The 13,081-nt window shown below is 37.7% G+C and carries 11 protein-coding genes; 6 read left to right on the forward strand and 5 right to left on the reverse strand.

Annotation, left to right across the window (positions count from 1 at the left end; all coding sequences use genetic code 11):
- Positions 1 to 47: 47 nt before the first annotated feature.
- Positions 48 to 1,748, reverse strand: a complete 1,701-nt coding sequence (locus NBG71_RS00845) for an amidohydrolase (protein ID WP_109420147.1) — start codon at positions 1,746 to 1,748, stop codon at positions 48 to 50.
- A gap of 553 nt (positions 1,749 to 2,301) precedes the next feature.
- On the opposite strand from NBG71_RS00845, the gene NBG71_RS00850 reads away from it, so the two are divergent.
- Genes NBG71_RS00850 through NBG71_RS00860 form a run of 3 tightly spaced genes read left to right on the forward strand, consistent with a single transcriptional unit; the run spans position 2,302 to position 4,907 of the window.
- Entirely contained in the window at positions 2,302 to 3,264 is a 963-nt protein-coding gene (locus NBG71_RS00850; protein WP_250916455.1) for a Gfo/Idh/MocA family protein, read from the forward strand.
- Positions 3,265 to 3,279: 15 nt separating this feature from the next.
- Positions 3,280 to 4,479, forward strand: a complete 1,200-nt coding sequence (locus NBG71_RS00855) for a DegT/DnrJ/EryC1/StrS family aminotransferase (RefSeq protein WP_075672548.1) — start codon at positions 3,280 to 3,282, stop codon at positions 4,477 to 4,479.
- Positions 4,476 to 4,907, forward strand: a complete 432-nt coding sequence (locus tag NBG71_RS00860; RefSeq protein WP_075672547.1) for an NUDIX domain-containing protein — start codon at positions 4,476 to 4,478, stop codon at positions 4,905 to 4,907. The genes NBG71_RS00855 and NBG71_RS00860 overlap by 4 nt, the downstream gene beginning before the upstream one ends.
- Positions 4,908 to 4,980: 73 nt before the next feature.
- On the opposite strand, the gene moeB is transcribed toward NBG71_RS00860, so the two are convergent.
- Both moeB and moeA read right to left on the reverse strand, forming a co-directional pair.
- Positions 4,981 to 5,748: a molybdopterin-synthase adenylyltransferase MoeB gene (gene moeB / locus NBG71_RS00865; protein ID WP_250916456.1), complete on the reverse strand. Its 768-nt coding sequence runs from the start codon at positions 5,746 to 5,748 to the stop codon at positions 4,981 to 4,983.
- 5 nt (positions 5,749 to 5,753) lie between these two features.
- On the reverse strand, positions 5,754 to 6,995 hold the full coding sequence (gene moeA, locus NBG71_RS00870) for a molybdopterin molybdotransferase MoeA (protein ID WP_191902103.1): 1,242 nt from the start codon (positions 6,993 to 6,995) through the stop codon (positions 5,754 to 5,756).
- A gap of 209 nt (positions 6,996 to 7,204) precedes the next feature.
- Between moeA and NBG71_RS00875 the strand changes: the two genes are divergently transcribed.
- From NBG71_RS00875 to yeiB, 3 genes are all read left to right on the forward strand, one after another.
- Positions 7,205 to 8,374: a YbfB/YjiJ family MFS transporter gene (locus tag NBG71_RS00875; protein ID WP_075672544.1), complete on the forward strand. Its 1,170-nt coding sequence runs from the start codon at positions 7,205 to 7,207 to the stop codon at positions 8,372 to 8,374.
- A gap of 148 nt (positions 8,375 to 8,522) precedes the next feature.
- A complete protein-coding gene (folE, locus tag NBG71_RS00880; RefSeq protein ID WP_023581251.1) occupies positions 8,523 to 9,182 on the forward strand; it encodes a GTP cyclohydrolase I FolE in 660 nt (219 codons plus the stop codon).
- A 15-nt stretch (positions 9,183 to 9,197) separates the two neighbouring features.
- The gene (gene yeiB / locus NBG71_RS00885; protein ID WP_099659792.1) at positions 9,198 to 10,349 is read left to right on the forward strand and encodes a DUF418 domain-containing protein YeiB; all 1,152 of its coding nucleotides are present in this window, start codon (positions 9,198 to 9,200) and stop codon (positions 10,347 to 10,349) included.
- Here the strand turns inward: yeiB and sanA are convergent.
- Complete coding sequence (sanA, locus tag NBG71_RS00890) at positions 10,346 to 11,077, reverse strand: outer membrane permeability protein SanA (protein WP_075672542.1); 732 nt, start codon at positions 11,075 to 11,077, stop codon at positions 10,346 to 10,348. The genes yeiB and sanA overlap by 4 nt on opposite strands.
- A 141-nt stretch (positions 11,078 to 11,218) precedes the next feature.
- On the reverse strand, positions 11,219 to 12,916 hold the full coding sequence (locus NBG71_RS00895; protein ID WP_075672541.1) for an NAD-dependent malic enzyme: 1,698 nt from the start codon (positions 12,914 to 12,916) through the stop codon (positions 11,219 to 11,221).
- Positions 12,917 to 13,081: the final 165 nt, after the last annotated feature.

Genomic DNA, 13,081 nt, shown 5'->3' on the forward strand with positions numbered 1-13,081 from the left:
ATAAAAATAAACCCGCTTTACGCGGGTTTATTACTTATATTATTCAGCTAAATTGTGGGTTTCCCCGCAATGATCGTACACAATACCCTGACATTTTCAACATCTTCTGCCGATATTTCAAACAGGTTTCTATCTAATACAATAAAATCGGCAAATTTTCCGACTTCTAATGAGCCAATTTGAGTATCCATATCCAAAGCTTTTGCCGCATTAATAGTGGCTGCGCGTAGGACTTCAATTAATGTTAGGTTACGATCATTATCAAGACGAGGACTTGTTGCCTCTTTTTGACGAGTCATTGCGACTTTAAAATCGTACCATTCATTAAGTGGATCAATTGGCCAATCGCTACCAAAAGCAACAGTAACGCCAGCATCAATAAACTTGCCAGCAGTCTCTAGATAGTCACAGCGAGATTTACCCAGCATTTCAATATCTTTTTCGATATTGCTCTGTTCTGCCGCCGCCCATTGGAAGGAGATAAAAGGGTAGGTTTTTAATTGTGTAAAACGAGCGTAATCTTTTTCACACATCAATTCATTATGCGCAAGCCCCGGTCTAATGTCTTTCTCAGGTAAGGCTTCACGCATTGCACTAATGGCATCAAGAGCCGTACTAATTGCACCTTCAGCAACAGTATGAATATGAGGGTGATAACCAGCACGGGCAATTTCGGTGACTAGCGGCGTTAAGATTTCAGGTGGAAAATAGAGATCGCCAATATGTTCAGAATCTTGCCAGTGTGGCGTTTCATCAGTGCCAACATTGATACGATAAGGTGAGTGTAAACGGGCTGTCATAATCGGCGCTTGTAATACACCATCAAGGAAAAGCTTGATATGGCGGATTGCAACACTAGGTTGAGCATTTTCGCTGATTTGATGCCATTGTGAAAAACGAGTGGCAGCATGGTGTACAGCGTTTGGAATATCTTCAATACAAGGTACATCATCCGGCGTGATTTCAACGGCATTCTCTACGCGAAGAGTCAGTTCACCTGCTTTTCTTAATGTATTAAAGGCGCGTAATTGAGGCTCGCCTACACGTGCATCCATTATAGTGGTCACGCCTTGTTCATTTAATAATTTTTGAACATGACGGGCTATTTGCAGATTTTGTGCTTCAGTCAGTGGCGGTAACTTGTCAATGGCTTGCATTGCTGGCGCATCTTCAAGAATACCAATAGGTGTTCTGTCACCATCACGTTCAATATTTCCATCGGGTGGATCGGGCGTTTCAGCGGTGATATTTAACAACTCTAAAGCACGAGAATTAGCAAGAACACTATGACAATCGCTAGAAAAGAGCAAAATAGGGCGATTCGTATTTAAGGTATCAAGGTGATAACGTGTCATTTGCACGCCTTCAGGTTGCATACCTTCACGATACCATGCGGAGACTTTTAACCATTCGGTATCACCATCAATAAAGTTTTCATCAAGGTATTTCTGAATACGCAATAAAATGTCATCGATAGAGAGCGATTGATAATCAAGATGGCAACCCGCTAACGTTGCACCTCCCCAGAATGGGTGCATATGTGCATCAATAATGCCCGGCATGACCATTCTTCCCTGTAAATCAATCTGTTCAGTATTTTCATTACAGTAAGAAAGTAACCCCTCTTTTTTACCAGAAGCAATAATTACACCTTGGCTGATCGCGATAGCATCAACAATATTGTTATTATGATCAGCGGTATAAATAAGCCCGTTGTAATAGAGAGTGTCTGCAATTTGAAATGTCATTCTTCTACCTTGTATTGCTTTTTAAGTACATAAAACGCGTGCTTAAATGATTATTCTGCTTATAGGGCATCCTGTTGCGTTTTGACGCGGGCGATAATGTTTTGAAAATATGCCGTAAATAATTAATCAATATAAAACAGGTATGTATAAGAGTACAACCTACTTTTATTAATGTTTCTAATTTTATTTTTTATTATTTAATTTATTTTAATAAGCTAAAATAATTTAGACTTATAAAGTAATGTTAAAAATATTTTAATTGAAATGAAATAAATACAATGATTTTATAATTAATTATGAGTTTGTTATTTATATTTTTATGTAAGTTATTTTATATAAAAATATCAAATTAAAATTGCTTTATAATTTAACATGGTAGTTTTAAATTATATTCTTACTTGTTTAAGTAATTTATTTGTATAGTGGTTTTTATAGGGTTTTTATAGGGTTTTTATAGGGTTTTTATTGTGTGAATGAGATTTTTATTACCATCTAATAATTTTAAAATTAAATAGTTTAAATATATTTAATTTTTACAAGAAAGGAGTTTGTAATGAAAGTGGCAGTAATTGGTTGTGGGGGCATTGTATTAAAAGAACACTTACCTGCAATGATTTCATTAGGTGTTAAAATTCATGCTTTGTGTGATATATCTTCAGATAATATTAATCAAGCTAAAGAAATTCTTAATTATGAAATTCCAATCTATTCTTGCTATAAGATGCTAATAGGTAATATTCAACCTGATACGTTGATTATTGCTTTGCCTCATGATTTATATTGTGAAACATTAAAGTATTGTAGTAATTATTCTTTGAAAATAATAAAAGAAAAACCATTCGCGCTTAATTTAACGCAAGCGAAATTATTTAGTGATTTTTCTCGTGGAAAGAATTTTAAAATATTTACGGTTTGTCAAAAGAGATATACACCATCTTATGAATTACTTAAAAAAGAAATGGATAAATCAGGCGATAAAATTTCTCAAATAATGATTAATTATATCATTTCAAGTAAAAATCCTAATGCAAATTGGAGAGGACAATTTTTAACCTCTGGCGGTGGCGTCTGGTTAGATATGGGATATCATGTTGTTGATATTATAAATTATTTATTCAATGGTGAGAAGATTACTATTAATTATGCAAAATTAATAAACTCATCAGAAGGAGAATATAACGTTGATGATATTGCTTTTGTTGAATTTGAATGTGCTGGGGTAACTATTTTCGCCAATATTTCATGTGTAGGAATGGAAAAAAATGAAGATATTACTGCCTATGGGAGAAATAGAATATTTCATGCCAATAAAGAAGGTGTCACTATTAAAAATAAAAAACAAAAAGTAATTAATTTTTATAAAGCAGAACCAATATCACCCTTTATAAGGATGTATCAAAGTTTTCTTTTTGATGGTGGTGAGGCCGGTTTTGAAAAAAATTTAAATAATTCAATATCTATAATGCATGTTTTAGAACAAGCAGTAAAAAAAAGTAATTTTAATAGAACTATATAAATGAGATATCTAACTATGAATTCAAATTATTCTAAATTCTTACATCCCCAAATTTCTGATGAAATAAAAGAGAGTGTGCAAAACCAGCTTATTGAGGATATCTCCATTTATGATAACGGTGGTATTTATGAACGAGTTGAAAATGAGTTCAAAAAAAAATTTAATGTAGAAAATGCTGTTGCAGTTAATTCTGGAACAACAGCTCTATTTTCTATGTTCTACGGTGCTGGAATTACTCATGGTGATGAAGTTATTGTTCCTAGTTATACTTTTTTTGCAACTTGTGCGCCCCTTCATCAACTGGGAGCAGAATTGAAATTTGCTGATTGTGGAGATAATGGCAATGTTGATCCTAAGGCTGTAGAAGCTTTAATTACTAGTAAGACAAAAGCTGTAGTGATAACCCATATGTGGGGTATTCCATGTGATATGGATGAGCTTATAGATATTTGCAAACGCAACAGTTTGCTTCTTCTGGAAGATAGTTCACATGCACATGGTGCAATGTGGGACGACAAGATAATTGGTAGCTTTTCTGATGGTTCGGCATGGAGTTTTCAAGGTAAGAAGATCCTGACTTCTGGTGAAGGTGGTTTTTTTGCAACTAAACATCGCAGAATATATGAGAGAGCTATCCTAATTGGGCATTTTAATAAACGTGCAAAAAAAGAAGTTCATAATGAGGATTTAAAAGATTTTGCTATTACTGGTACTGGGTTGAATTTGCGAATGCACCCATTAGGAGCAGCCATTGTTATGCCTCAAATGGCTCACTTTGGGCAAATAATGGAGGAAAAGCGAGAAACGGCAATGTTAATGAAAAAAGGCATTGAGTCTATTAATGGCTTAAAAATAGTCCGTATTCCTGACAAAGCTAATCCTGCTTGGTACGCATTACCTATCATATTTGATAAAACTCAATTTACAATTGAGCTCCATGATTTTGTTAAAAAATTAAATGAACTTGGTGCTGTAGAGGCTGATATTCCGGGAACAACTTGCCCACTTAATAATTATTTTTTATTTCACTCTCCACAGAAGATATCTCAAAGTTATTGTAAAAAAGTACGCATTCAAAAATGTCATTTCGAGAATGCCATTAAATTTCATAATAGTATGTTCAAATTAGATGTTTGGTATGGTGAAGAACGCTACAATTTTATTGATAACTATTTATCCATTATTAGAACTGTTGCGGAGTTATATAAAAAATGATTGAGCCTTTAGTTCCTTATAACATATTAAATTCTTTGGATAAATATGATCGTATCGTAGTTGGCGGCATCATTAAAGTTGATGACATAAACGATAAAGTACTTTTTCTAAAACGTTCTCAGCATGAGTTTATGCCTAATGTTTGGGAAATACCTTCAGGTGGTATTGAAGAGGGAGAATCCATGCTTCAAGCACTTAAACGCGAAATAAAAGAAGAGACAAATCTAGATATTTTATATGTTGAGAAATTTGTCAGTGCCGTTGATTATCTTGCCAGTGAAGCTAAATGCCTACAAATAAACTTTAATGTACGTTGTTCTGGGAATGTGAAACTAAGTGATGAACACTCTGAATTTATCTTTTCAAGATTAGATTCTTTCTTGAGTAATTTAGATGAGTTTATGCTTAAGATAATTACATTAGAGTGAATACCTCTCTCTTCGAAAGGTGATAAGGTAAGTTTAAAGAAGTTAGACTTACCTTATCTAGGATAGAAAGCGGTTAGTTATCGGGTGAATTGGCAGAACACACTTCACAATGTGGATTTTTAGGTAATTTGAATTCGCGAAATTGCATACGCATTGCATCAAACATTAATACCTTACCATGTAAATTTTCACCATAGCCGGTGAGTAATTTAATGGCTTCAACTGCTTGTAATGTGCCAATTGTACCGACTACAGGTGCCATTATACCCGCTTCAACACAACTTAACGCATTATCACCAAAAAGATGGCTTAAACAGCGATAGCAAGGCTCATCATCTTGGTAGGTGAATACACTGATTTGACCTTCCATCCGAATAGCGGCACCAGAAACGAGAGGCTTTTTCTGATGAAAGCAGAGACGATTAAGTTGCTCACGTACTGTCACATTATCAGTACAATCCATAACAATATTATGTTGGCTAATAAGCTCTGCTAAAGCCTCGTCTTCAAGTAATGCATCGACGGTTTCTATCGTGACATGAGGATTAATTGCTTCTAATGTCGCTTTTGCAGATAGCACTTTTGGTTGACCAATCGTGGCGTCGCGATGAAGAATTTGGCGCTGAAGATTAGAAAGAGAAACTGTATCAAAATCTAATAATGTGAGTTTTCCCACACCTGCGGCTGTAAGATATTGCGAGGCACTACATCCTAAGCCACCTGCGCCAACAATCAATACAGAAGCACTTTTCAGTGCCTCTTGACCATCAAAATCAAAACCTCTTAATACAATCTGGCGATTGTAGCGCAGCGTTTCTTTATCGGTTAATTCAATACTCATAAAGGCTATTCACTTTTTAATAGAGAATTAAATAGCTCAATAGTAACCGTTTCACCAGCTGCAACTTTACCGCGTTCACGCTCTAAAACGATAAAGCAATTAGCGACACTAAAGGAGCTATAAACGTGTGAGCCTTGATGACCAGAGGTATCGACTTGCCATACACCTTCGGCATTAATACTTGCAATACCGCGTTGAAAATCAAGGCGACCTGCTGATTTTTTTAATGGTGATTGAGCAATAGCTTGGAAACGTTGTGGCGCTTTCCAATGGCTAAAGCCTGACAACCGCGCGATCAGAGGCTGAACCAATTGATAGAATGTTACGGTCGCTGATACTGGATTACCTGGTAAACCGCAGAACCATGCATTATGTAATCGACCAAAGGCAAAAGGTTTTCCCGGTTTAATGGCAAGTTTCCAAAAACCAATTTCACCAATTTCATCAAGAATTTGTTTGGTGTAATCGGCTTCACCTACAGAAACCCCCCCACTGCTGATCACTAAATCTGCTTCTTGATCAGCTTTTTTAAAGGTTTCACGCAGTTTTTCTGGTGAATCAGGAATAACCCCTAAATCTAAGACTTCACATCCTAATTTTTCAAGCATTAAACGTACCGCAAAGCGGTTTGTATCATAAATTTGACCTGCTTTTAATGGCTGGCCAATGGTTTGTAATTCATCGCCCGTTGAGAAAACAGCCACTTTTAAACGACGATAAACTTGTACTGTTGCTACACCTAAAGAGGCGATTAAAGGTAATTGCGCTGTTGAAAGCTTAGTGCCAGCCGGTAATACAATGTCGTTTTCTTTAATATCTTCACCAATACGGCGAATATTTTGGCCTTTTTTAGCAGGATGTGGAAAACGGACACCATTTTCAGTCACTTCAGCTTCTTCTTGCATTATGACAGTATCAACACCCGCAGGAACCATTGCCCCTGTCATAATGCGTACACATTGCCCAGCAGGGAGTTCTCCCTCAAAAGGAATACCTGCGAACGATTTACCTGCAACAGGAAGTGGAGTTTGAGCTTCTAAGTCAGCGTAACGAAGTCCATAACCATCCATTGCCGAATTATCAAAAGGCGGAACATTCAGTGGGGATGTAATATCTTCACTTAGAATATAATCTGCGGCGTTATTTAATGGAATGTTAAGGGTATTGGTAATTGCCAGCGGTTTTTCAAGTAGTTTTTCTAGCGCTTCATCAAGAGATAATAAACCGCTAACGTGACATTGACTCATCATATACTCCAAGATCTATCGAAATGTTCTGTTTTATTTCATGATACTAATCTATCACGATGAACATCATCATGTCAGAGATCATCTTGTGAATAGAAAGAAATGAAACGTCTTATTGTAAAAATGTTAACTGTTTGGGGTTAATGTGTTACTTGTTCTGTTATTAATGGGCGGCACATTAAAATGATAAAACAAAATAATGGATATCCATGAATACTTCAAATCACCAAAGTCATTCAGCACAAGCTTTTCATATCGCTTTTAGTGGGTTTCTTGCTTTAGTGGTTGCAATGGGGATAGGGCGCTTTACATTTACACCTCAAGTGCCATTGATGATTGCAGAATATCAATTGACGCTAACAAGTGCGGGTATTGTCGCCGCATTTAATTATCTTGGCTATCTCGCGGGCTCTTATGATGCGATGAAAGCCGTTAAAGGTGTGGGATATCGTTTGTGGGCAGGTCTTTGGGGCGCGGTGATAATCACTCTGTTGTCTGCTTTTTTAAATGATGCTTTTACACATAGTATTGCGCGCTTTTTTATTGGCTGGGCAAGTGGTTGGACGCTAGTGTTGGTGGCTTCATGGGCTAATGAGTTACTGGCTCGTCTTAATCGGCCTGCATTAAGTGTGGCAGTTTATGCAGGAACGGGTGCAGGTATCTTTATTAGCGGTATTCTCGCCGTGCTAATTATGAAATGGCAAATGAGTGCTATGGCGGGGTGGTTAATTTATGGTTCTCTTGCTTTTATTTGTGCCATATATGTGAGCTATCATCTTCCCAAACCTTGGAAAATGAGCAGAGAAGAAGTAAAAGTTGCCCCTTTAACGCTCACTCCAGCGATGAAAAAGCTGATTTGGGGTTATACCTTTGCCGGATTTGGCTATATTTTACCTGCCACATTTCTTTCTCAAATGGCGGCAGAACGTTTTCCGGGTAGCTTGATCGCGCAATTTGTTTGGCCTGTTTTTGGTGCTTCAGCTGCATTGTGTATTGGGATCGCCATTTTAACGCGTAACATACTAAATACGCAGTTACGCTTAGCTATTACGCTTTGGTTACAAGCATTAGGCATTTTGATTGCAGAGTGGATGCCGACGATAACAGGGCTTGCGATTGGCGCTTTCTTAATTGGTGGCGGTCTTATGTGCGCTGTACAACTTGCTTTTTTACGAGGCAGAGAATTAGCACCTGATCATGGGCGTTATATGGCGGGGTTACTCACCACTTTTTATGCTATTGGACAATTAGTTGGCCCCGTAATTTCTTCACTTTCAACCGCATTAACAGGAAAATTAGAACCTGCACTTTATGTTGCTTTTATTGTGTTGATAATCGGTGGTTTTCTGGTGTGTGTAAAAGAAAAAGAGCATCAGTAAACTAAAAATAGCTCATACAAAAATGCAATAATTTCATAACGAAAAATGCGGTATCGCTGGATAATGTGATTGAGGTCATCTAAAGTGTAGGCTGTTGTTGCTAAGAGTGATAACTGCTACTTAATTAATGTGTTTATCGGAGAGTCCAATGTCATCATTAAGTAAAGAGGCGCAATGGGTGCATGCTGCGTTAGTTGAACGCGGTTTGGAAACGCCTCTTCGTGAACCAAAACTCTCTCCAAGTGAGAGTAAACAGCAAATTGAACATCATATGACAGAAGTGATGAAGCTGTTAAATCTGGATTTAAGCGACGATAGTTTAGCTGAAACACCTCGTCGTATCGCTAAAATGTATGTTGATGAAATTTTCTCAGGGCTGGATTACCACAACTTCCCAAAAATCACGCTAATTGAAAATAAAATGCAAGTTGATGAAATGGTGACAGTACGAGATATCACATTAACAAGTACTTGCGAACATCACTTTGTTACCATTGATGGTAAAGCGATTGTGGCTTATATCCCGAAAGATAAAGTGATTGGGTTATCTAAAATCAATCGTATTGTGCAATTCTTTGCTCAACGTCCTCAAGTTCAAGAACGTTTAACACAGCAAATCCTTATCGCATTACAAACGTTACTAGGCACAAAAAATGTGGCTGTTTCTATTGATGCGGTTCACTACTGTGTTAAGGCTCGTGGTATTCGTGATGCAACGAGTGCAACAACAACTACCTCGTTGGGTGGATTATTTAAATCTAGTCAAAATACGCGTCAGGAGTTTTTGCGCGCTGTTCGTCATCTTTGAGATTTTTAAATAAAAATGAATGAATCGTCTCATCAACGTATTGAAGCTCTCGATGCGTTGAGAGGAATGGCGATCCTTGGCATTTTATTGCTCAATATTTCAGGTTTTGCATTATTAAGAGTGGCTTCATTTAACCCATTACATTCGGGGGAGGCCTCTTTTGGTGATCGCATAACATGGATGGCATTAAATCTGTTTGCTCAAGGAAAATTCCTCTTTATTTTTGCGTTGCTATTTGGTGGTACGCTTTATCTCCTTTTGCATAAAGGAGCGCGTTTTAATATATCGCGGTTAGTTGTGCTGGCATTGATTGGCCTTATTCACACACTATTTATTTGGGAAGGTGATATTTTATTTCCATATAGTATATGTGGTTTATTTGTTTTTGTGTTTATTAAATCAATAGCGACAAAACACCAGTTTATATTGGGAGTAATACTCTATTTTTGTGGCGCACTTATTTTAGGTGCGTTGTTTTACTATTATCGCGACTTTATTGATACCGTTTGGTACAGCACGCCATATTCTCAATTGGCTGAATCAGATTGGAAAACAGGGCCTTATTTAAATAGTGTTTATTATCGTTTGAATGAGCTAAGTCTTTTTATTTTTAATCTAGTACGTCAATACAGTTGGTTTTTGTTTGGTGCGATGTTGATGGGCTCTGCACTAATGGCGTCTGGTTGGTTACAGCAGAAATTTAGTCGTGCTCATTATGGTCATGTGGCACTTTATTTCCTCACAATCAGTTTAAGCTTACAAACAACTATTGTGCTGGTGGATTATTACCTTGATTGGGATTACCGCTGGGCTGCTATTTTGGCACAACCTTTAACCATGCTGATCCAAGTGATGCAAAGTTTGGGGTATATTGCGCTGTTTTATTGGAGTTGGGATATTATTCAACACTCTTATCTTGCCTATGCTTTACGTTGTGTTGGCAAAATGGCGTTAACAACCTATCTAATGCAAAGCCTTATCGGGATTTATTTATTTCAGCGTATGGGGCTATTTAATCAATTTACTCTGCCGGAATTGATGCCTTTTGTTGTTGCCATTTGGGCAATCAATATCACTTTTGCTGTGATTTGGTTACGTTTTTTCCCACAAGGGCCAATAGAGTGGATCTGGCGTAAATCAGCCTCAAAATTAGCGCAATTCTTTTAGGTTTTTTCATGATTATTTTTGTTTAGAGGAAGTGATTCGACTTCCTCTGGTGAAACCGCAGGATAACCTTTAATGCCTTCTGGAATAGATTGTATTGCAGGAATAGTTTCTGGTGGCCCTAAAAAGCGTGGTTCACGGTTTAGAATATACACATCAATCATTGCACCAGCTCTGGCAAATACTTCGCGTACACGTACTTTAAACATGCTTTTAGGGGATGCAACAGCAAAGCATTGTGCGTCAATTCCTTTTTCTAATGCGATAAAAACGGCACGTTCACAGTGAAAACGCTGAGTGATAATGGTAAATCCATCTGTACCAAATACCTCTTTTGTTCGTACTACTGAATCAAGTGTTCTGAAGCCTGCAAAATCCATCACAATACGAGAGGCCGGAATGCCTGCTTTAATGAGATCTTTACGCATCGTATTCGGTTCATTATAGCTGTGCTTGGCATTATCACCGCTGAGCAATAAATACTGAATTTTGCCACTATTATAAGCATTAACAGCGCCTTGGATGCGGTATTGATAAAACTGATTTATATAACCGCTGGTGTAGTACTTCGATGTGCCTAATACCATGCCTACCTTTTTAGCAGGTAGCGTATCCACATCTTCAAAGATATAAGGATTGGTTTTCCAACCGATCCAGCGATCGCAGGCAATCAAGATGACAGCAAGCAGAATAAAAAGTGTGAGAAAGAGATAAATGAGGCGTTTTAGCATTTCCTTGCCTTAATGACGCAAATAATGAATGACTTTCATAATGCTTAAGGCTACTTGAGCGGAGATAGGGAAGCAAGAAAAAAGCGCTTCATATTAAGTAATGATGCGCTTTTCAGAATGGTACTTAGTGTTTCAAGCTACTTAGAACGAGGTTCTTTTGTAAATACGGTACTCTGGTGACCAATAGTTACGTTCAATAGCTTCTTCTAATGCTGAATCAGAAGTTACGGTAGCAACACCTTGTACTTGAGCTTCTTTTGCAACTTGTTTTGCGATATAACGCGAAACTTGCTGAATATCAGCCAGTAAAGGTAACAGAGAACCATCACCATCTTTTGCCATTGGTGAGCAATCAGCTAATGCACGGCTTGCAACCATTAACATGGCATCAGTAACACGTTTTGCACCACATGCGATAACACCTAGCCCAATACCTGGGAAGATATAAGAGTTGTTGCATTGTGCAATTGGATACTCTTTATCTTTGTATTTAACCGGTGCAAATGGGCTACCCGTTGCGACTAAAGCTTGTCCATTAGTCCAATTGATAATATCTTCAGGACGCGCTTCTACACGAGAAGTCGGGTTAGATAATGGCATTACGATAGGGCGTTCACAGTGTTTGTGCATTTCACGAATAATTTCTTCAGTGAATAAACCTGCTTGTCCTGAAACACCAATCAAAATAGTCGGTTTTGCATTCTTAACCACTTCTAACAGTGAAATCGCATCGCTTCCGGTTTCCCAATCAGCAATAGTTTCACTTTTTTGGATAAGTTTGCTTTGGAAATCAAGTAGATTTGGCAGTTTATCTGTTAATAAGCCAAAACGGTCGACCATAAAGATACGTTGACGCGCTTGTTCATCACTTAAACCTTCGGACTTCATTTGGGCAATGATTTGCTCAGCAATACCGCAACCTGCTGAGCCTGCACCTAAGAAAGTGACAGTTTGGTCTTTTAATTGGCGGCCAGCAGCACGACTTGCTGCAATTAAGCTACCTAAAGTAACAGACGCTGTACCTTGAATATCATCGTTAAAGCAACATAGCTCATCACGATAACGGTTTAATAAAGGCATCGCATTTTTTTGTGCGAAATCTTCGAATTGCAGTAAAACATTTGGCCAGCGACGTTTAACAGCTTGAATAAACTCATCAACAAACTCGTTATATTCATCACCTGTAATGCGAGGATGACGCCATCCCATATACAGAGGATCGTTTAAACGTTGTGGGTTGTTAGTACCCACATCAAGTACAACAGGCAGTGTGTACGCCGGGCTAATACCACCACACGCGGTATATAAAGAGAGTTTACCGATAGGAATACCCATACCACCGATACCTTGGTCACCTAGACCAAGAATGCGTTCGCCATCTGTTACAACAATGACTTTTACGTTCTGTTTCGTGGCGTTTTGTAGCATATCGTCGATATTGGCACGGTTAGGGTAAGAGATAAATAAACCACGAGCACGACGATAAATATCAGAGAAATGTTCACAAGCTTCACCTACTGTTGGTGTGTAAATGATAGGCATCATTTCAGTTAGGTGAGATTCCAATAGACGGTAAAATAGGGTTTCATTGGTATCTTGGATATTTCGTAGGTAAATATGTTTATCGTTATCGTTTTTGAAATCAAGATATTGGCGATAAGCGCGTTCAACCTGTTCTTCGATGGTTTCAACTGCTTCAGGCAGTAAACCATGTAAGTTAAAGGTGCTGCGTTCTTCTTCGCTGAAAGCACTACCTTTATTTAACAGGGGAAATTCAAGCAGGATTGGACCTGCATACGGGATGTAGAGAGGGCGTTTACTTTCGTGTTCCAGTTCCATGAAAAATACTCTTGTAAGGCAGTTAGTCACATGACAATTGTAGATCCTACAAAATAATAAAAATATGTACAGCTTATGTTATTTTTTTATGATTTTTATGCTTAGAAATGAGAGATAGATACGGTTGTTACAACTTTTTCTGGTAAGCATCAGCAAAATTTACAT

Source organism: Proteus sp. FZP2095 (genome assembly GCF_023701425.1).
Classification (GTDB): domain Bacteria; phylum Pseudomonadota; class Gammaproteobacteria; order Enterobacterales; family Enterobacteriaceae; genus Proteus; species Proteus cibarius.

What these genes read in the sequence shown, in the direction of transcription:
- folE (WP_023581251.1), top strand. Translation starts at nt 8,523, where the DNA reads ATGTCATCATTAAGTAAAGAGGCGCAATGGGTGCATGCTGCGTTAGTT.
- yeiB (WP_099659792.1), top strand. Translation starts at nt 9,198, where the DNA reads ATGAATGAATCGTCTCATCAACGTATTGAAGCTCTCGATGCGTTGAGA.
- NBG71_RS00860 (WP_075672547.1), top strand. Translation starts at nt 4,476, where the DNA reads ATGATTGAGCCTTTAGTTCCTTATAACATATTAAATTCTTTGGATAAA.
- moeA (WP_191902103.1), bottom strand. Translation starts at nt 6,995, where the DNA reads ATGAGTCAATGTCACGTTAGCGGTTTATTATCTCTTGATGAAGCGCTA.
- NBG71_RS00845 (WP_109420147.1), bottom strand. Translation starts at nt 1,748, where the DNA reads ATGACATTTCAAATTGCAGACACTCTCTATTACAACGGGCTTATTTAT.
- NBG71_RS00850 (WP_250916455.1), top strand. Translation starts at nt 2,302, where the DNA reads ATGAAAGTGGCAGTAATTGGTTGTGGGGGCATTGTATTAAAAGAACAC.
- moeB (WP_250916456.1), bottom strand. Translation starts at nt 5,748, where the DNA reads ATGAGTATTGAATTAACCGATAAAGAAACGCTGCGCTACAATCGCCAG.
- NBG71_RS00855 (WP_075672548.1), top strand. Translation starts at nt 3,280, where the DNA reads ATGAATTCAAATTATTCTAAATTCTTACATCCCCAAATTTCTGATGAA.
- sanA (WP_075672542.1), bottom strand. Translation starts at nt 11,077, where the DNA reads ATGCTAAAACGCCTCATTTATCTCTTTCTCACACTTTTTATTCTGCTT.
- NBG71_RS00875 (WP_075672544.1), top strand. Translation starts at nt 7,205, where the DNA reads ATGAATACTTCAAATCACCAAAGTCATTCAGCACAAGCTTTTCATATC.
- NBG71_RS00895 (WP_075672541.1), bottom strand. Translation starts at nt 12,916, where the DNA reads ATGGAACTGGAACACGAAAGTAAACGCCCTCTCTACATCCCGTATGCA.